Genomic DNA, 17,060 nt, shown 5'->3' with positions numbered 1-17,060 from the left:
GGTCATCTGTTTTGCGCCCAGCAAGTTGTTGCAGTCCCGTCACACAGAGGTGCGAACCATTCCAGGAGGTGGCGAGCGTCAGTTGCTATTGCGAATTATTCGCAATAGGGTTCGCCGGAGCCTTAAGGACTTGGGCGAAATCGCATCGGATCTGGATGATCCGAAGCAAGCGGGGGCCAACCAAGACCTGATGACAAGATCGCCGCGAATCGGCAGGGATGCCGGTTGCGGCGAATGGGACATAGTCGCGTTGTGGGGGCGTGCGTTTGACGTTGAGAGATCACCGACACTGGTGCTTGCGAACGGCCGCGGCGATCGCCACGGGCGTGCTGGCTCTTCCCGCTGCCGGCCACGCGGCCGATCTGCCGCTGAAGGCGCCGGTGCTGAGGTCCGTCTATGACTGGACCGGGTTCTATATTGGTGCGCATGCCGGCTACAGCCGCGGTTCGTCGCATTTCGCGCTGAACGACGGCACTGCACTCAGCGACAGCGGCGTCTTCAGTGGCATGATTGGGGGCGTCCAGGCCGGCTACAATTACCGGCTCAACTCCGGCTGGCTGGTCGGCGTCGAAGGCGATTTCACGTTTCCCAACTACATCACCTCGAACTCGATCGTCTCCTTCCTGGCGACGCCCGCCAACACCGTCACCCAGCAATGGGACTATACCGCGAGCGTCCGCGGCCGTGTCGGCTACACCAGCGGTCCGTGGCTGGTCTACGCCACCGGCGGCTTTGCATGGATGGGCGAGCGCTATTTCGACACGCCCGCCTCCGGCGCCGAAATCCCGAAAATCCTGAACACACGGCCCGGCTGGATCGCGGGCGCCGGCATCGAATACGGCTTCGCGCCGCATTGGAGCGCGCGACTCGAATATCTCTACAGCCGCTTCGACGGCGCCAATGTCGCCTTCTCCACCGGGGCACAATACGCGTCCTCGTCGCTCGACTTCCAGCAGGTCAGGCTCGGCCTCAACCGCAAGGTCGGTTGGCCGGGCATGCAGAGTTACGATCCGAAGAGCTCTCTGATCGACACGGAATCGGATCGCTGGGAGATCCACGGCCAGAGCACCTATCTGCCGCAGGGCTATCCATCGTTCCCCGCGCTCTATAGCGGACCGAACTCGCTCTCACCGTCCCGGCAGGCCAAGGCGACCTGGAGCAACAGCCTGTTCCTGAACGCACGGCTGTGGGACGGCGGCGAGGTCTATTACAATCCGGAGCTGCTCCAGGGATTTGGACTGAACGACACCGTCGGCGCTGCCGGCTTCCCGAACGGCGAAGCGCAGAAATCGAACTTCCCCTATCCGCACTACAACACCTCGCGCCTGTTCGTGCGCCAGACGTTCGGATTTGGCGGCGAGCAGGAAGAGCTTGCGAGCGGACAGCTTCAGCTCGGTCAGAAAGTCGACGTCTCGCGCCTCACGATTCAGGCCGGCAAGTTCGCGGTGGTCGACGTGTTCGACGGCAACGCCTACGCCAAGGACACCCGCAGGGACTTCATGAACTGGTCGATCTGGGCGCCCGGCGCCTTCGACTATTCCGCCGACAAGGTCGGCCTCACCTACGGCATCACCGCCGAGCTCAACCAGAAGCAATGGGCGCTGCGCGGCGGCTATTTCCTCATGGTCTCCGAATCCAACTCGAACCATTTCGACACCAAGGTCGGGGAGCGCGGCCAGTACGTGCTCGAGCTCGAGACGCGCTTCTCGCTGCTCGGCCAGCCCGGCAAGCTCCGGACCATGGGCTGGGTCGACAGCGCCAATATGGGCAGCTTCCGCGAGACGCTGGATAATCCCGCGCTCAATCTCGACATCACGCAGACCCGGCGCGGACGCGTGAAATATGGCTATGTCCTCAACCTCGAACAGGCGATCACGGACGATGTCGGGCTGTTCGGCCGCTGGAGCTGGAACGACGGCCGTTTCGAAACGCTGGCCTTCACCGACATCAACCGCAGCCTATCCGGCGGTCTTTCGATCAAAGGCACCAAATGGGGCCGGCCCGACGACGTGATCGGCATCGGTGGCGCGATCAACGCGATTTCCCGGGACTATCGCGACTTCCTCGCCGCCGGCGGCCTCGGCGTTCTCGTCGGCGACGGCGCGCTCAATTATCGCAAGGAGCGCATCCTCGAAACCTATTACGCCTACGCGCTGAACAAGAATCTTACCCTCACCGGCGACTACCAGCTGATCGTGAATCCCGCTTACAACGCCGACCGGGGACCGGTGTCGGTGTTCTCAGGGCGGCTGCACGGGGAATTCTGAATAGCACGCGTGCTGCAAGTCTGCTGGGCGACAGAGTGAGCGCGCCTCGTCCTTCGAGACGCCCGCTACGCGGGCTCCTCAGGATGAGGCTAAGCGGCAGCGGTGCTCGCTGGAATGCTGCCTCGCTCTCCGTCCTCATCCTAAGGGTCCGCCGTAGGCGGGCGTCTCGAAGGATGGGCTACGAGGTACGCCGCCTTCGGCAGGAAGCTCTACGCCGCGCGGATCGCGTCCAGGAATTTGCCGACCTCGACCTTGAGGCGGCTGCTCTCGCCGGACAGCGATCTCGCCGAGGTCAGGACATTGGCGGAGGCCGAACCGGTCTGGCTCGCGCCGCGCTGCACGTCGACGATGCTGGCGGAGACCTGCTGGGTGCCGCGGGCGGCCTGCTGCACGTTGCGGGAGATCTCGCGCGTCGCCGCGCCCTGCTCCTCGACCGCCGCGGCGATCGCGGAGGCAATCTCCGACATGCGGGAGATGGTGTCGCTGATCGACTTGATAGCGCCGACGGAATCCTCGGTCGCGGTCTGGATGCCCGCAATCTGCTGGCTGATCTCGCCGGTGGCCTTGGCGGTCTGTTCGGCGAGCGCCTTGACCTCGGAAGCGACGACGGCGAAGCCGCGACCGGCCTCGCCGGCGCGCGCCGCCTCGATGGTGGCATTGAGGGCCAGAAGATTGGTCTGGCCCGCGATCTGGCTGATGAGCTCGACGACGTCACCGATCCGGCCCGCCGCCTTGGCGAGCTCGCCGACATGGTCGTTGGTGCGGCTCGCCTGTTGCACCGCTTCGCCGGCGATGCGCGCGGAATCCTGGACCTGGCGGCTGATCTCGTCGACCGACGAAGCCATCTCCTCCGCGGCGGCCGCGACGGTCTGCACGTTGGTGGAGGCCTGCTCGGAGGCGGCAGCGACGGTCGCGGTGACCCTCTCGGATTGGTCGGCCGTGTTCGTCAGCGTTCCCGCCGAGACTTCCAGCTCCGACGATGCCGACGACACGGTATTGATCACGTCGCCGATCATGGCTTCGAACTCGCGCGCGATCTGGTCCATGCGCTGGCTGCGGCGGAGCTTCGCCTCGGCTTCGACCGCGGCGGCCTCGTCGGCCGCCGTCTTGGCGGCGAGCGAATCCTTGAAGTGACGAAGCGAGCCGGCGACCTGGCCGATCTCGTCGTTGCGGCCCGTCGCAGGGATCTCGACCTCGTGCTGTCCGGCGGCGAGCGTTCCGATCACGTCGGCGAGCTTCGCCAGCGGCGTCACCACGCGGCTGCGCAGCATCATGGTCACACCGGCGAGCGTGCCGAGCAATGCGAGCACCGCCACGCCTGCGAGGGCGAGCATCGCCAGCGCACCATCGCGCGCAGCCGAAGCGCGCTCGGCTGCTTCCGCCAGTGCGGCGTCGCGGACACCGTAGAACATCTGGATCGCGGGCACGATCACCTTCGCGAGCTCGTCTGCGGTGGCGCTGTACTTGCCGTCACTCCGGGCTGCGGAAATTTCCTTGTCCACGGCAACCGCTGCCGATCCGAAATAGGATTCATTTGCCGCCTTCAGCGCGGTCGCGATGCGGGAGGGGTTTCCGAGCTGCGCGATGCCGGCCTCGATGCGCTCGCGGTTGGCCTCGACGCGGCCCTGCATGCGATCCATCAGCGACAATTCGGCCGCAGTGAGCGGGCGGCGTGCGGACAGCGCCGGCGAGAGCGTGGCGGCCCGACTGCCGGCGGACACGCGCAGATCCTGCGCTGTCCGCGCGAGGCTGAGCAGCGCCGCAAGCGAGGAATCGGCATTGATCACCTTCGCTTCGAGCCGGTTCATGACCGGCTCGAGAGCGGCGAGGACCTCGGCAACACCGGGCAGGAAGCCCTTGGTTGCGGCGCTGTCGCGCGCAGCCAGAGCGACGCCCATCGCGCGATCGGCCGCCGTGGTGATGTCCTTCAGCCGCCGCGCGGCACGGTCGAGATTTTCGCTGATCGCTGCCCCGTCATCCAGCACCATGACGGCGCGCCTTGCGGCCTCGAAGCCCGCCTCGGCAGCTTTCGTCGCCTTCGCGGCGGCTTCGAGTTGAGCCTGGCTCGCGGCCGCTTCCTGGAAGATCGGTCCGATATAGGGGGCGCGCAGGCTGGCGACGTGCTGGCTGGCCATCAGCGTCGCACCAAAGGCGTCGACGGTCTTGATCGCATCGGAGCGGTTCGCGAAGATCCGCGTCTGGGGGATGAGCACCTCAGCGCCGAGGATGATTGCAAACACCGTCACCGTCAGCATCGACAGCGCGAAAAGCTTTCCGATCCGCATCCTGGTCCCCGAATACATCCTGCAAATGTCGGGAAACCTAGCCCGCCCCCACTAAGAGCCCGTTAAGCAAACGCCCGTAGTTCCGCGGGGACGCCATCTCGTCGCAGGTTTGATCGAACCGCGCCCGCCGCTCGCTTCCTACGGAGCGCGGAACGCGACACAATGACCGGCATTTTCTCACCGGGATACCTATATCGAGGCATGCCGCCGTGCGGCCACACTCGCTTACCCCTTGGAACAACAATGCTCTCGGTCGAACTCGTCATCGTCGTCGTCCTGATCGTCATCAACGGCTTGCTCTCCATGTCCGAGCTCGCCGTGGTGTCGTCGCGCCCGGCGCGGCTGTCGCTGCTCGCGGCGAAGGGCGTCCGCGGCGCCGAGCGAGCGCTGACGCTGGCGGCCGATCCCGGCAAGTTCCTCTCGACGGTGCAGATCGGCATCACGCTGGTCGGCGTGCTCTCCGGCGCATTCTCGGGCGCGACGCTCGGGCAGCGGCTGACGCAATGGCTGCTCGAGCTCGGCCTCTCCAAAGGCATCGCCGACATCGTGGGCGTCGGCCTCGTCGTCACGCTGATCACCTACGCGACGCTGATCGTCGGCGAGCTGGTGCCGAAACAGGTGGCACTGCGCGATCCCGAAAGCATCGCGGTCAGGGTCGCGCCCGCGATGCATTTGCTGGCGCGAATCTCGCTGCCGCTGGTGTTCCTGCTCGACGTCTCCGGCAGGCTGATCTTGACGCTGCTCGGTCGCGGCGGCAGCGCCGAGGAAAAGGTCTCGGAGGATGAGATCCATCACCTCGTCAAGGAGGCTGAGACGGCGGGCGTGCTCGAGCCCGGCGAGAAGGAGATGATCGCCGGCGTGATGCGGCTCGGCGATCGTCCCGTGGGCGCGGTCATGACGCCGCGCACCGAGGTCGACGAGATCGACCTGTGCGACGACGCAGAGACCATTCGCGACATCATCGCGAAGAGCCCGCATTCGCGCTTTCCCGTCTCGGACGGTGATCGCGACAAGCCGATCGGCGTGCTCCAGGCCAAGGACCTGCTGGTCGCCCATATGCACGAGCGCACGCCGGATCTGCGCGCCCTCGTGCGCGAGGCGCCTGGCATCCCGGCATCGGCAGACGCGCGCGACGTGCTGGCCATCCTGAAAGCCGCGCCGGTCCATGTCGGCCTGGTCTACGACGAATACGGCGCCTTCGAAGGCATGGTAACCGCGGCCGACATTCTCGAATCGATCGTCGGCGCCTTCCATTCCGAGGAAGGACCGCCCGAGCCGGCCTATGTCAGGCGCGACGACGACTCGCTCCTGATCTCCGGCTGGATGCCGGTCGACGAGTTCGGCGAGCTGCTCGGCATCGAATTGCCGCCGCACCGCTACAACACCGTGGCGGGCCTCGTGCTGCAGCAGTTCAGCGTGCTCCCCAATGTCGGCGACGCCTTCGATTTCGCCGGCTGGCACATGGAGGTGGTCGATCTCGACGGACGTCGGATCGACAAGATTTTGGCGAGCAGGTTGGGCGAGCAGGCGGCGGCGTGAGACGTGAGCCCCGTGAACTCTCCACATCGAGATTGTAGGGCGCGCTCAGGCCTAAACTCCTCGCCTCACCCGAACTTCACGCCGATCCGCTTTTCCTTGCGCCAGACCACGGTGCAGGCCCGATGCGTGCCGTCGGCTTGGACGAACAGGGTGAAACGGTCGGGAATGCCGACGGGGCTCGTGACGTCGAGGGCGGCGCCCGTGTCGGAGAGGTTGCGGACGGTGCAGTCGATCGCGCCGCCGCCGAACTCGATCGTTCCGGCCTTCAGCACGCGATGTCTGGCTTTTTCGCGCCGCTCGTCCATGGGCATAACATACACCCAAAGTTGAACCAAAGCTTAATCACCAACCCTGCTCGCGATGGATTTACGCAAGGGCCGGACCGATGGCGCAGCGCGTCTCGCTTACAGCGCGGGCTGGAACGTCTCGGCCCGCGCCATCCGCCAGGCGTCGCGGAACCGCGGATCCTCGGTGCCTTCGAGCAATTCGCCCGGGCGGAGTGCCGGATAGAGCTGCGCGAAGGAGCGCACGTCCGTGGTCGAGGTGCGCTGGGTGAAATGGATCGGGCGCAGCTGCTGCGGATGTTCGAGGCCGGCGGCGGCGATCAGCTCGGTCAGCGAATGCAGCGTCGCATGGTGATAATTGTGCACGCGGTCGATCTTGAGCGGCACGTAGAGCGCGCGCGCCCGCGTCGGGTCCTGCGTCGCAACGCCGGTCGGGCAGCGGTCGGTGTGGCAGCTCAGCGACTGGATGCAGCCCAGCGAGAACATGAAGCCGCGCGCCGAGTTGCAATAGTCGGCGCCGATCGCCATCGCGCGCGCCATGTCGAAGGCGGTCGCGATCTTGCCGGAGGCGCCGATCTTGATGCGGTCGCGCGCATTGATCCCGACCAGCGCATTGTGGACGAAATTGACGCCCTCGCGCATCGGCATGCCCAGATGGTCCATGAATTCCAGCGGCGCCGCACCAGTGCCGCCCTCATTGCCGTCGACGACGATGAAATCCGGATAGATGCCGGTCTCCATCATCGCCTTGCAGATCGCCAGGAATTCCCAGGGATGGCCGATGCACAGCTTGAATCCGGCCGGCTTGCCGCCGGACAGCCGGCGCATCTCGCCGATGAACTGCATCATCCCAACCGGCGTGGAAAAAGCGCGATGCGATGCCGGCGAGATGCAATCCTCGCCCATCGCGACGCCGCGGATCTTGGAAATCTCCTCGGAGACCTTCGCGGCCGGCAGCACGCCGCCATGGCCAGGCTTCGCGCCCTGGCTCACCTTGAGCTCGACCATCTTGATCTGCTCGTCGCCGGCAACGCGCGCAAACGCTTCCGGATCGAAGGTGCCGTCGAGATGACGGCAGCCGAAATAGCCGGAGCCGATCTCCCAGATGATGTCGCCGCCCATCTCGCGGTGATAGGGACTGACGCCGCCCTCGCCGGTGTCATGCGCGAAGCCGCCCTTCCTGGCGCCGGCATTGAGCGCCCGCACGGCGTTCGGGCTGAGCGCGCCGAAGCTCATCGCGGAGATGTTGAAGACCGAAGCCGAATAGGGCCTTGCGCAATCCGGCCCGCCGATCAGGACACGGAATTTCTCCTTGGCGTGCGCCTTCGGCGAGACCGAGTGATGCATCCACTCGTAGCCCTGGCGGTAGACATCCTCCTGGGTGCCGAACGGCCGCTTGTCGAGCTCCATCTTGGCGCGCTGATAGACCAACGAGCGGGTGTCGCGCGAGAACGGCATGCCGTCCTTCTCGCTCTCGAAAAAGTATTGCCGCATCTCCGGGCGGATCTCTTCGAGCAGGAAGCGGATATGCGCCGAGATCGGATAGTTGCGCAGCACCGCGTGGCTCTTCTGCAGGAGATCGCGCACCCCCAGCAGCGTCAGCGCGCCGAAGATCAGGATCGGCACCAGCATGATGTCGAAGATCTTGCGGTCCGCGAGACCGATGCCGATCAACAGCGCGGTGACGACCGCGCAGATCGTCAGCACGATGAAGCGGGGCGAGAAAGGAAGCAGCAGGGTTTCCATGATCCCCTCCTCCGCCAGCGGCAGGCGTTTCGGAGCTTGCTGCGTCTTGTTGTCCTCGGCCACGATTCCCATCCTCTCGCCAGCATGAGGCGGTACGATACGCCTGTGCCTGTCATACGGATATGACGCGGCCCTTGTTTCAGGCTAGCGAATTCGGCCGGGGCAAATCAATCAGCCGGATGGACGGGTTTTGCGGTGCAGCAGGGGGATGGAAGACGGGGCGGGGCGCTGAAGCAGCCCGTTTCCGGCTTCCAACGCCAACGGAGATGCCCCGGCACCGGCCTGACGCCGCAGCCGCTCGAGCATCAGCGACGGATCCCTGAGATGGCACAGCACGCGGTGGGCCGCCAGAGAAAGGCCATAACATCAGCCTTCAACTCGTCGGCCGCTTCAAGGCTTCCACGACAGGAGAACTTCTCATGACCAAGCGCGATGCTGTTTTCCCCGCCGGCCGACATGACCTCTATAAGTCGCACGCCTATTCCGCAGCGATCAGATCGGGTGATCTCCTGTTCGTCTCCGGCCAGGTCGGCAGCCGCCGCGATGGCTCGCCCGAGCCGGATTTCGAGGCTCAGGTCCGTCTGGCATTTGCGAATCTCGAGGCGACCTTGAAAGCAGGTGGATACGGGCTTGACGATATCGTCGACGTGACGACCTTTCACACCGATCCCGAAAATCAGTTCGCGACGATCATGACCGTCAAGAGCGAGGTGTTTGCAGAGGAGCCTTATCCGAATTGGACGGCGATCGGCGTCAATTGGCTCGCGGGGTTCGACTTCGAGATCAAGGTCATTGCTCGCATCCCGGGCTGAATTCAGCGCGCCTGGTCGCCAGTGATCTCATAAGGGAGCGTGTCGTGCACCATCTGGAACGGAACAAGGCGAATGTGATCGCCTTCTACGAGTTGATGTTCAACGCGTGCCGGCCTGCCGAGGCCATCGCGCGCTTCGTTGGCGACGAGTACATCCAGCACAATCCGCATGTTGAAACCGGAAAGAAGGGCTTCATCGATTATTTCGAGCGCATGGCTCGCGAGTGGCCGGGCAAGCGAGTCGAGATAAAGCGGGTCGTGGCGGAGAACGAGTACGTCGTTCTCCATTGCTTCCAGCACTGGCCTGGAGACCACGACTACGCGGGAATCGATATTTTCCGGCTCGACGACGAGGGAAAGATCGTTGAACATTGGGATGTGCTGCAGGTCGTGCCCGAGCATGCAGCCAATCCGAACGGTATGTTCTGAGCTCGCTGGCTACGCGGTCAGCGGTGTTCCCTGCGGCTGCGTCGTATCCCTGACAGGCGGATATGGGTCCTGGCCCCCTTGCGCAATTGCGCACTAGGCCAGGACGACACCATGAGGATGGCTGCGCTAGACTAGCGCTCGACGAAGGCCTTCTCGATCACGAAATGACCGGGCTTGTTGCCGCTGCCCTCGACGAAGTCGCGGCCTTCGAACATCTGCTTCAGCTCTTCGAGCATCGCCGGGCTGCCGCACATCATGATGCGGTCGGTGGCGATGTCGAGCGGACCTTGGCCGATATCGTTGAAGATCTGCTCGGAGCTGATGAGGTCGGTGATGCGGCCGCGGTTCTTGAACGGCTCGCGCGTCACGGTCGGATAGTAGATCAGCTTGTCCGCGAGCAGCTCGCCGAACAGCTCGTCTTCGCGCAAGGAAGCGACCAGTCTCTCGCCATAGGCGAGCTCGGACACCTGGCGGCAGCCATGCACCAGCACGATCGAGTCGAACTGGTCGTAGACCTCGGGGTCCTTGATCAGGCTCGCGAACGGCGCAAGGCCGGTGCCGGTCGAGAGCAGCAGCAGCCGCTTGCCCGGGATGAGGTTGTCGGTGATCAGCGTGCCGGTCGCCTTGCGGCCGACCAGGATGGTGTCGCCTTCCTTGATCTTCTGCAGGCGCGAGGTCAGCGGACCGTCCTGGACCTTGATCGAAAAGAATTCGAGCTGTTCCTCGTGGTTCGCGCTCGCCATGCTGTAGGCGCGCAGCAAGGGACGGCCGTCGATCTCGAGGCCGATCATGGCGAACTGGCCGTTCTGGAACCGGAAGCCGGTGTCGCGCGTGGCGCGGAAGCTGAACAGCGTATCGGTCCAGTGGTGGACGGAAAGAACCTTCTCTCGGTAAAACGCGCTCATGATTTTCGATATTCCGAATATTTGCGGTTTTCGGGCAACAGCGTTGCCCGGCCCTGACTGCGGGGCGAGCACCATTTGCCATGGCGGAGGATTTCGTGTGTGTGATCTACGCCATTGAGACCAATAATCAACCTCGTTTCGGATGCAATTGACGCTGATCAAACCTGCATTTGGGCTGATTTGGGCGCATCATTAACGAATTTGCTGCCGAGCGCGCACGGCGGGCAATTTCTTTTCCCCGCGAGGCTCGACGGCAGCACTTAATTTCCATCGCGCTCGCAAGAATTTCATTAAGAATAGCTCTGATCTTCACCCGGTTTGGCGCCATTTCCCGCATTTTTGCGGCTTTCGGCGCCAGGAACGACGGCAATCACCATGGCAGGCGGCGAGCGGATCTTCGTCCAGGCGATCAGGCGCTATTGCGCAGAGCACGGCATCACCGTCGACGTCCGCGCCGACGGATGGTTGATCGCGATGCGCCGGGGCGAGATGCGCCGCTTCGCCTTCGGCTACGACATCGGCCTCAACAGCGGCATTGCGCACCGCCTCGCCAATGATAAATCGGCCACCGCCGAGGCACTGGCGCTCGAGGGCGTGCCTTGCATTGCCCATCATCTCTTCCTCAACCCGAAGCTGGGCACGCAAATCGCCGGCACCGATTGGCGCGAGAGGATGCTGTCGCTGCTCGCGCAGAATCGGCAAGGCGTGGTGGTGAAGCCGAACGAGGGGACGTCGGGGCGCGCCGTGTTCAAGGTGAAGACGGAGGCGGAGCTCGACCACGCGGTTGGAGAGGTTTTTTCCATGAGCGCCGGCCTCGTGATCTCGCCCTATGTCGCGATCGAGGACGAGGTCCGCGTGGTGCTGCTCGATGATGCGCCCCTCGTGGTCTACAGCAAGCAGCGCGGCAAAGATTGGCGGCACAATCTCGATGCCGGCGCAAAGCCGGTGCTGCTGGAGGAGGACGATGTTCGCGCGACCTGCGTGAAGCTCGCGATCGATGCAGCGCATGCCATCGGCATCGCTTTCGCCTCGATCGACCTTGTCCGCGTGGATGCCAGGTGGAGCGTGCTCGAGATCAACTCCGGCGTGATGATGGAAGCGTTGGGCAAGCTGCATCCGGAGCTGGTGCAGGCGACATATGACGCGGCGCTGGATCGCGTGTTTGCGGGAAATAGCGACCGCGGCACTGGTGCGACCCTCCCCTGAAGGAGCCGGAGCGGGGCGCAAATACCACGATGACGCAAACGCTTTGCGTGTGTTGGCGTTGGCCGGATGTTCCCGTTGTGAAATGGAACGCAGCGCTTTAGCCTTCATGCAGCGCACAACACATGCGGCTTGCACGCTCTCGCGGCTGCGGATGCATCAAGAACAAAATTCGAAGAGGGAAACGCCATGAGCGGCAACATCAATCGCCAGATCCTTCTGGTGGAGAAGCCCAGCGGCAAGCTCGGCCCCGAGCATTTCAAGATGGTGGAGAGCGCGCCGCCGGAGCCAAAGGACGGCGAGGCCTTGCTGCGCGTGCGATACATCTCGCTTGACGCCGCCAACCGCGCCTGGATGCACGGCGCGACCTATCGCTCCGCCGTCGAAGCCAACAGCGTGATGGCCGGCGGCGCCATCGCCGAGGTCGTCAGCTCGAAGGCGCCGGGCCTTGCGCCTGGCGACATCGTGTTCGGCGACACCGGCTGGCAGGAATTTGCCGCCGTCCCGGCCAAGCATCTCACCAAGATGCCGAAGCTCGAGCCGATGACGCATCTGCTCAGCGTGTTCGGCATCGCCGGCCTCACCGCTTACTTCGGCCTGCTGGAGATCGGCAAGCCGAAGGAGGGCGAGACGGTCGTGGTCTCCGCGGCCGCCGGCTCAGTCGGCTCGATCGTCGGCCAGATCGCCAAGATCAGGGGATGCCACGTTGTCGGCATCGCGGGCGGCACTGAGAAGTGCAACTGGCTGACCTCCGAGCTCGGCTTCGATGCCGCCGTCGACTACAAGGACGGCGCGGTGTTCAAGGCGTTGCGTGCGGCTGCGCCGAAGGGCATCGACGTCTACTTCGACAATGTCGGCGGCGACATTCTCGAAGCCTGCCTGCCGCAGATGAACAATTACGGCCGCGTCGCCTGCTGCGGCGCGATCTCGCAATATGACGGCACGCCTTCTGCCCACGGCCCACGCGGCGTGCCTGGCTTGATCGTGGTGAAACGCCTCGTGATGCAGGGTTTCATCGTGATGGACTACATGAAGGAGAGCCAGCGCGCGCTCGCCGACCTCCAGACCTGGGTCAAATCCGGCAGACTGAAAGTGCAGGAGGACATCATCGATGGCCTCGAAAATACGCCGAATGCGTTGATCGGATTGCTCGCGGGCGAAAACCGCGGCAAGCGCATGGTCAAGCTCTGACGGCGCGGTTACGGCGCCGACATAATTGACTTGCGGGTGACGCCAAAGCGGCGAATGATGTCGCTTGCGAGGGCGTCACTCGCGATGATTGCGATTGCATTACATTTTAAACGTCGTCGGCGTGGCCGGCAGGGCAGGACATCACATGTTCAACACATTGAAACAGGCATCGACGAAACAGGCATCGACGCGCAAGGCGTTGCTGGCGGCAGCACTCTTCGCAATTGCAACAGGGGCGTCTGCGCAAGCACCGACCGAGGCCCAGAAGAGCGCCATCCGCTCCGCCTGCCGCTCGGATTTCATGGCGCATTGCGCGAGCGTCACGCCCGGCGGCGTGGAAGCGTATCAATGCCTGGCGAAGAACATGTCGAGCCTGTCAGCGGGATGCCAGACCGCCGTTCGCGCCGTCGAGCCCGCCAAGACCGAAGCCGCGCCCGCCGCGCCGAAGACCGAGGCCGCGCCCAAGGCAGAAACGGCGCCAGCCGCGCCAAAGGCTGATGCCGCCCCAGCAGCGAAGCCAGCCGCCGCACCGGCGCCGAAGGCCGCTGCCGCCAAGCAGCCGAGCAGCGCGCAGGTCGCGGCAGTCAAGAGCGCGTGCCGTGGCGATTATCCCAAGGTGTGCGCCAGCGTGCCGCCGGGCGGCGCGCCCGCGCTCGAATGCCTTGAGAAGAACAAGGCCAAGGTCTCGCCCGCCTGCGAGAAGGCCGTGAGCGCTGCAGCCGCCGGCGGCGCTGCCGCAGCGGCGGCGCCCGCGGGTGCGGCTCCGGCGGCAGCAGCGCCGGCGGCGGGAGCAGCACCGGCGGCCGCGCCAGCCGTGATCGTGTTGCGTCCCTTGCTGCCGCGCGAGGAGCTGTTCATCGTGAGGTCGGCCTGCGGCGCCGACATCCGCACGCTCTGCGCGGGCGTCGCGCCCGGAGGCGGCCGCATCATTCAATGCATTTCCAACAGGGCTGCTTCGCTGTCGCCCGCGTGCAAGGACGTGCTCGCGCCGTTCGCGGCGAGATAGCTCTCGTACGCCCCAAGGGACGACATGATTGATCACGTGCGTGAATGAATTCACGCGCGCCTGCGACGACAAATCTATTGCAAGTATCCGATTTCGATCACGACAAGCCCGGGAGGACCACATGCGTTCGTTGCTGCTCGTCGCTTCTGCACTGCTTGCCTTCGCGGCCACCATGACCTTCGAAACCACCGACGCCAATGCGGTGGTTTGCGCCCGCGGCGTCTATCGCGCCGGTTGCGCCGGGCCGAACGCGGCCGTCGTGGTCCGGAAGCCGGTTCCCGCCGTGCGCTGCACCAGGGTCCTGGTGAACGGGGTCTATGTGAAGCGCTGCGTTTGAGGCGCGAATAGCCAAGCCGGCGCGGTTTGGCTATGATTCGGACCTGACGGTTCGGACGCCCGCAAAACGTGCGGTCCGAAGATGAGCTTTGGTGTGTCCGCGCTGGCCGATAATTCTGCTGGCGCCGGACGCGGGAGCCCATTAGTCTACCCTTAGATAGTAAGTATACTGTCAATTAGGGAGGCAGACGTTGCGGATCGCCGTGATTGGCGGGGGGCCCGGTGGGCTCTACTTTGCCTATCTCTGGAAGAAGCGTCACCCCGAGGATCAGGTCGACCTGTTCGAACAGAACCCGGCCGACGCGACCTGGGGTTTTGGCGTCGTGTTCTCGGACCAGGCCCTGGAATTCCTGCGCGCCGACGATCCCGAGACGGTCGACGCGATCGCGCCGCATATGGAGAGCTGGGAGAACATCACGCTGAACCTGCACGGCGACAGCGTCGCCATCGACGGGGTCGGCTTCTCCTCGATCGGACGGCTCGACCTGCTCAGATTCCTGCAGCAGCGCGCGCTCGACGTTGGCGTCACGCCGCGCTTCGACACCCAGATCCACGCCATCGACCAGCTCAACGGCCACGATCTGATCGTCGCCGCTGACGGGCTGAACTCGCTTGTGCGGCGCGCCTATGAAGGCGATTTCGGCACCTCGCTGTCCTACTCCTCCAACAAGTTCGTCTGGTACGGCACATCGAAACGCTTCGACACGCTGTCGCAGACCTTCGTGAAGACGGACCGCGGCGCCTTCAATGCCCATCACTACCGCTACTCGCCGGCCATGAGCACCTTCCTGGTCGAATGCGACCACGCGACGTGGCAAGCCTATGGCTTCGCCTACAAGGACGTCGAGCAGTCCAAGGGCGTCTGCGAAGAGGTCTTTGCGGACACGCTCGGCGGCCATTGCTTGGTCTCCAACAAGTCAGTGTGGCGCAACTTTCCCTGGGTCTGGAACGAGCACTGGTCGTTCAAGAACATGGTGCTGCTCGGCGATGCCCTGCACTCAGCGCATTTCTCGATCGGCTCGGGCACGCGCCTTGCGATCGAGGACGCCATCGCGCTGGTCAAGGCGCTGGAATCCGACGCGCATCTGACGACCGCGTTGCATCGCTATCAGGCAGCGCGCAAGCCGGTGGTGCAGAAGCTCGTCAACGCCGCGCGCACCAGCGCCTTCTGGTACGAGCACTTCGCCCAGCACATGCAGCTCGACCTGATGGATTTCGCCTACAGCTACATCACCCGCTCCGGCCGGATCGACGACGCCCGCCTACGCCACATGTCGCCGGCCTTCATGGCACGTTACGAGGCCGCCAAGAATACTGGAGATGCGGCATGAGCAACCAGATACGCGACCAGGTGCCCGCGGACAGCGCGGGGGCTCGCGAGATCGGCTTTGCCGTTCCGCAAGTCTACAACGCCAGCCGCGTGCTGTTCGACAATCTCGGCAAGGGCCGCGGCGACAAGCGCGCGCTCATCGGTCCGGCCGGCACACGGACCTATGCCGAGCTCTGCGCGGAAGCCTGCCGCTGGGGCAATGGCTTCGCCTCGCTCGGCCTCAAGCGCGGCGACCGCGTGCTGTTGTTCCTCGACGACACGCCGGCCTATCCTGCCGCGTTCTTCGGCGCGGTGCGCGCCGGCTTCGTGCCGCTCCTGATCAACACGCTGACGCCACCGGATCTGTTGCAATTCTATCTCGCCGATTCCGGCGCGGCCGTTGCGGTGGCGGATGCCGAGCTCTGCGCGCGATTCAATGCGGAGGCCTGCAAGGCGACCGGCCTGCGCACGCTGATCACCGTCAATGGCGAGGTCGGCGATCATGCCGCGCCTGAGGCATTCGCAGCGGCAGGCTGGCTTGCACAATTTCCGGCGGAGTTGGCGGAAGCCCCGACGCACCGCGACGAGATGGCGTTCTGGATGTACTCCTCCGGCTCCACCGGCCGGCCCAAGGGCATCGTGCATCTCCAGCACGACATGGCCTACACTGAGGCCGCCTTCGCGAGAAGCGTGCTGAAGCTGACGCTTGAGGACATCTGCTTCTCGGTGCCGAAGATCTTCTTCGCCTATGGCTTCGGCAACTCCGTCACCTTCCCGTTCTCGGCAGGCGCGGCAACGCTGCTGCTGCCGGGACAGCCGAAACCCGCATCGATCTTTGCGGCGATCGAGCAGTACGAGCCGACGGTCTTCTTCGGCCTGCCGACGCTCTACACCTCGCTGACCAAGGCGGAGGGCGCGGACAAGACGAACTTCTCGTCCCTGCGGATGGCGCTCTCCGCAGCCGAGGTGCTCTCGGCCGAAGTCTTCAACGGCTGGAAGACGCTCACCGGGCTCGAGATCGTCGAAGGCCTCGGCTCGACCGAGGTGCTGCACATCTATCTCTCCAACCGTCCCGAGCAGAAGAAGCTCGGCGCCGCCGGCCTGCGCGTGCCCGGCTACGAGGTCGCGCTGCGCGACAAGGACGGAGGCGACGTCGCCGACGGCGAGGAAGGCATTCTGTGGGTGCGCGGCGATTCCAACACGCCGCTGTACTGGAACCGGCCGGATAAATCCGCCGAGACCATCCGCGAGGGCGGCTGGATCTACACCGGCGATCGCTTCGTTCGCGATGCCGAGGGCTTCCACTTCTTCCGCGGCCGCGCCGACGATCTCATCAAGATCTCCGGCCAGTGGGTCTATCCGCTCGAGGTCGAGCTGTGCCTCGCCGATCACCCCGATATCCGCGAATGCGCCGTGTTCGCCGCCGAGCTGCCGGACCGGCGCATGACGCTGAAGGCCGTTGTCGTGATGAACAACCGCGCCGCCAACGAGAACGAGGCGACGCGGCGGCTCCAGGACTACGTCAAGGGCAAGCTGCTGCCCTACAAATATCCGCGCGAGGTGATCTTCACCGACGAGCTGCCGAAGACCGGCACGGGGAAGATCGACCGGCAGGCGTTGCTAAGGATGTGACCACCGCTGTCATCGCCCGGCTTGACCGGGCGATCCAGTATTCCAGAGGCAGTTGTGATTGAGCCGAGAGGCCGCGGCGTACTGGATTCCCCGCCTTCGCGGGGAATGACAGCGGAG

The 17,060-nt window shown here is 64.6% G+C and carries 14 protein-coding genes; 10 read left to right on the top strand and 4 right to left on the bottom strand.

Annotation, left to right across the window (positions count from 1 at the left end; all coding sequences use genetic code 11):
* The first annotated feature begins 296 nt into the window (after positions 1-296).
* Positions 297-2,267 (top strand): carbohydrate porin, encoded by a 1,971-nt coding sequence (locus BCCGELA001_RS03440; RefSeq protein WP_008542463.1) that lies wholly within the window; start codon positions 297-299, stop codon positions 2,265-2,267.
* Between the two features lie 209 nt (positions 2,268-2,476).
* Here BCCGELA001_RS03440 and BCCGELA001_RS03435 read toward each other — a convergent pair whose 3' ends face one another.
* Positions 2,477-4,552 carry a methyl-accepting chemotaxis protein gene (locus tag BCCGELA001_RS03435; protein WP_008542462.1) on the bottom strand — a complete coding sequence of 692 codons (2,076 nt, stop codon included), beginning with the start codon at positions 4,550-4,552 and terminating at the stop codon, positions 2,477-2,479.
* 243 nt (positions 4,553-4,795) lie between these two features.
* Here BCCGELA001_RS03435 and BCCGELA001_RS03430 point away from each other — a divergent pair, with 243 nt between their 5' ends.
* Positions 4,796-6,091, top strand: coding sequence for a hemolysin family protein (locus BCCGELA001_RS03430; RefSeq protein ID WP_060734629.1), 1,296 nt, complete (start codon positions 4,796-4,798; stop codon positions 6,089-6,091).
* Positions 6,092-6,156: 65 nt separating this feature from the next.
* Here the strand turns inward: BCCGELA001_RS03430 and BCCGELA001_RS03425 are convergent, their stop codons facing one another.
* Entirely contained in the window at positions 6,157-6,396 is a 240-nt protein-coding gene (locus BCCGELA001_RS03425; protein ID WP_008542454.1) for a PilZ domain-containing protein, read from the bottom strand.
* A 99-nt stretch (positions 6,397-6,495) separates the two neighbouring features.
* Positions 6,496-8,193, bottom strand: a complete 1,698-nt coding sequence (locus BCCGELA001_RS03420; RefSeq protein WP_193409757.1) for an FMN-binding glutamate synthase family protein — start codon at positions 8,191-8,193, stop codon at positions 6,496-6,498.
* A 347-nt stretch (positions 8,194-8,540) separates the two neighbouring features.
* Between BCCGELA001_RS03420 and BCCGELA001_RS03415 the strand changes: the two genes are divergently transcribed.
* Both BCCGELA001_RS03415 and BCCGELA001_RS03410 read left to right on the top strand, forming a co-directional pair.
* Positions 8,541-8,933 (top strand): RidA family protein, encoded by a 393-nt coding sequence (locus BCCGELA001_RS03415; RefSeq protein WP_008542449.1) that lies wholly within the window; start codon positions 8,541-8,543, stop codon positions 8,931-8,933.
* Positions 8,934-8,977: 44 nt separating this feature from the next.
* Positions 8,978-9,361 carry a nuclear transport factor 2 family protein gene (locus tag BCCGELA001_RS03410; protein ID WP_008542448.1) on the top strand — a complete coding sequence of 128 codons (384 nt, stop codon included), beginning with the start codon at positions 8,978-8,980 and terminating at the stop codon, positions 9,359-9,361.
* 131 nt (positions 9,362-9,492) lie between these two features.
* On the opposite strand, the gene BCCGELA001_RS03405 is transcribed toward BCCGELA001_RS03410, so the two are convergent.
* Entirely contained in the window at positions 9,493-10,266 is a 774-nt protein-coding gene (locus BCCGELA001_RS03405; RefSeq protein WP_008542447.1) for a ferredoxin--NADP reductase, read from the bottom strand.
* A 375-nt stretch (positions 10,267-10,641) separates the two neighbouring features.
* Between BCCGELA001_RS03405 and BCCGELA001_RS03400 the strand changes: the two genes are divergently transcribed.
* The 6 genes from BCCGELA001_RS03400 (at position 10,642) to BCCGELA001_RS03375 (ending at position 16,943) form a co-directional block, all read left to right on the top strand.
* The gene (locus BCCGELA001_RS03400; RefSeq protein WP_008542446.1) at positions 10,642-11,472 is read left to right on the top strand and encodes an ATP-grasp domain-containing protein; all 831 of its coding nucleotides are present in this window, start codon (positions 10,642-10,644) and stop codon (positions 11,470-11,472) included.
* 186 nt (positions 11,473-11,658) lie between these two features.
* Complete coding sequence (locus BCCGELA001_RS03395; protein WP_060734628.1) at positions 11,659-12,660, top strand: NADP-dependent oxidoreductase; 1,002 nt, start codon at positions 11,659-11,661, stop codon at positions 12,658-12,660.
* Positions 12,661-12,805: 145 nt separating this feature from the next.
* Complete coding sequence (locus BCCGELA001_RS03390; protein ID WP_060734627.1) at positions 12,806-13,666, top strand: hypothetical protein; 861 nt, start codon at positions 12,806-12,808, stop codon at positions 13,664-13,666.
* Between the two features lie 121 nt (positions 13,667-13,787).
* Entirely contained in the window at positions 13,788-14,003 is a 216-nt protein-coding gene (locus BCCGELA001_RS03385; protein ID WP_008542439.1) for a hypothetical protein, read from the top strand.
* A gap of 190 nt (positions 14,004-14,193) precedes the next feature.
* Positions 14,194-15,333 carry an FAD-dependent monooxygenase gene (locus tag BCCGELA001_RS03380; RefSeq protein WP_008542437.1) on the top strand — a complete coding sequence of 380 codons (1,140 nt, stop codon included), beginning with the start codon at positions 14,194-14,196 and terminating at the stop codon, positions 15,331-15,333.
* Entirely contained in the window at positions 15,330-16,943 is a 1,614-nt protein-coding gene (locus BCCGELA001_RS03375) for a benzoate-CoA ligase family protein (protein WP_060734626.1), read from the top strand. The genes BCCGELA001_RS03380 and BCCGELA001_RS03375 overlap by 4 nt, the downstream gene beginning before the upstream one ends.
* Positions 16,944-17,060: the final 117 nt, after the last annotated feature.

The sequence above is a fragment of the Bradyrhizobium sp. CCGE-LA001 genome, from assembly GCF_000296215.2.
GTDB lineage: Bacteria > Pseudomonadota > Alphaproteobacteria > Rhizobiales > Xanthobacteraceae > Bradyrhizobium.
This window is presented reverse-complemented; position numbering and strand designations above follow the sequence as displayed.

Coding starts and splice junctions, on each gene's coding strand:
- BCCGELA001_RS03435 (WP_008542462.1), bottom strand. CDS start 4,552: ATGCGGATCGGAAAGCTTTTCGCGCTGTCGATGCTGACGGTGACGGTG.
- BCCGELA001_RS03430 (WP_060734629.1), top strand. CDS start 4,796: ATGCTCTCGGTCGAACTCGTCATCGTCGTCGTCCTGATCGTCATCAAC.
- BCCGELA001_RS03425 (WP_008542454.1), bottom strand. CDS start 6,396: ATGGACGAGCGGCGCGAAAAAGCCAGACATCGCGTGCTGAAGGCCGGA.
- BCCGELA001_RS03420 (WP_193409757.1), bottom strand. CDS start 8,193: ATGGGAATCGTGGCCGAGGACAACAAGACGCAGCAAGCTCCGAAACGC.
- BCCGELA001_RS03415 (WP_008542449.1), top strand. CDS start 8,541: ATGACCAAGCGCGATGCTGTTTTCCCCGCCGGCCGACATGACCTCTAT.
- BCCGELA001_RS03405 (WP_008542447.1), bottom strand. CDS start 10,266: ATGAGCGCGTTTTACCGAGAGAAGGTTCTTTCCGTCCACCACTGGACC.
- BCCGELA001_RS03400 (WP_008542446.1), top strand. CDS start 10,642: ATGGCAGGCGGCGAGCGGATCTTCGTCCAGGCGATCAGGCGCTATTGC.
- BCCGELA001_RS03395 (WP_060734628.1), top strand. CDS start 11,659: ATGAGCGGCAACATCAATCGCCAGATCCTTCTGGTGGAGAAGCCCAGC.
- BCCGELA001_RS03390 (WP_060734627.1), top strand. CDS start 12,806: ATGTTCAACACATTGAAACAGGCATCGACGAAACAGGCATCGACGCGC.
- BCCGELA001_RS03385 (WP_008542439.1), top strand. CDS start 13,788: ATGCGTTCGTTGCTGCTCGTCGCTTCTGCACTGCTTGCCTTCGCGGCC.
- BCCGELA001_RS03375 (WP_060734626.1), top strand. CDS start 15,330: ATGAGCAACCAGATACGCGACCAGGTGCCCGCGGACAGCGCGGGGGCT.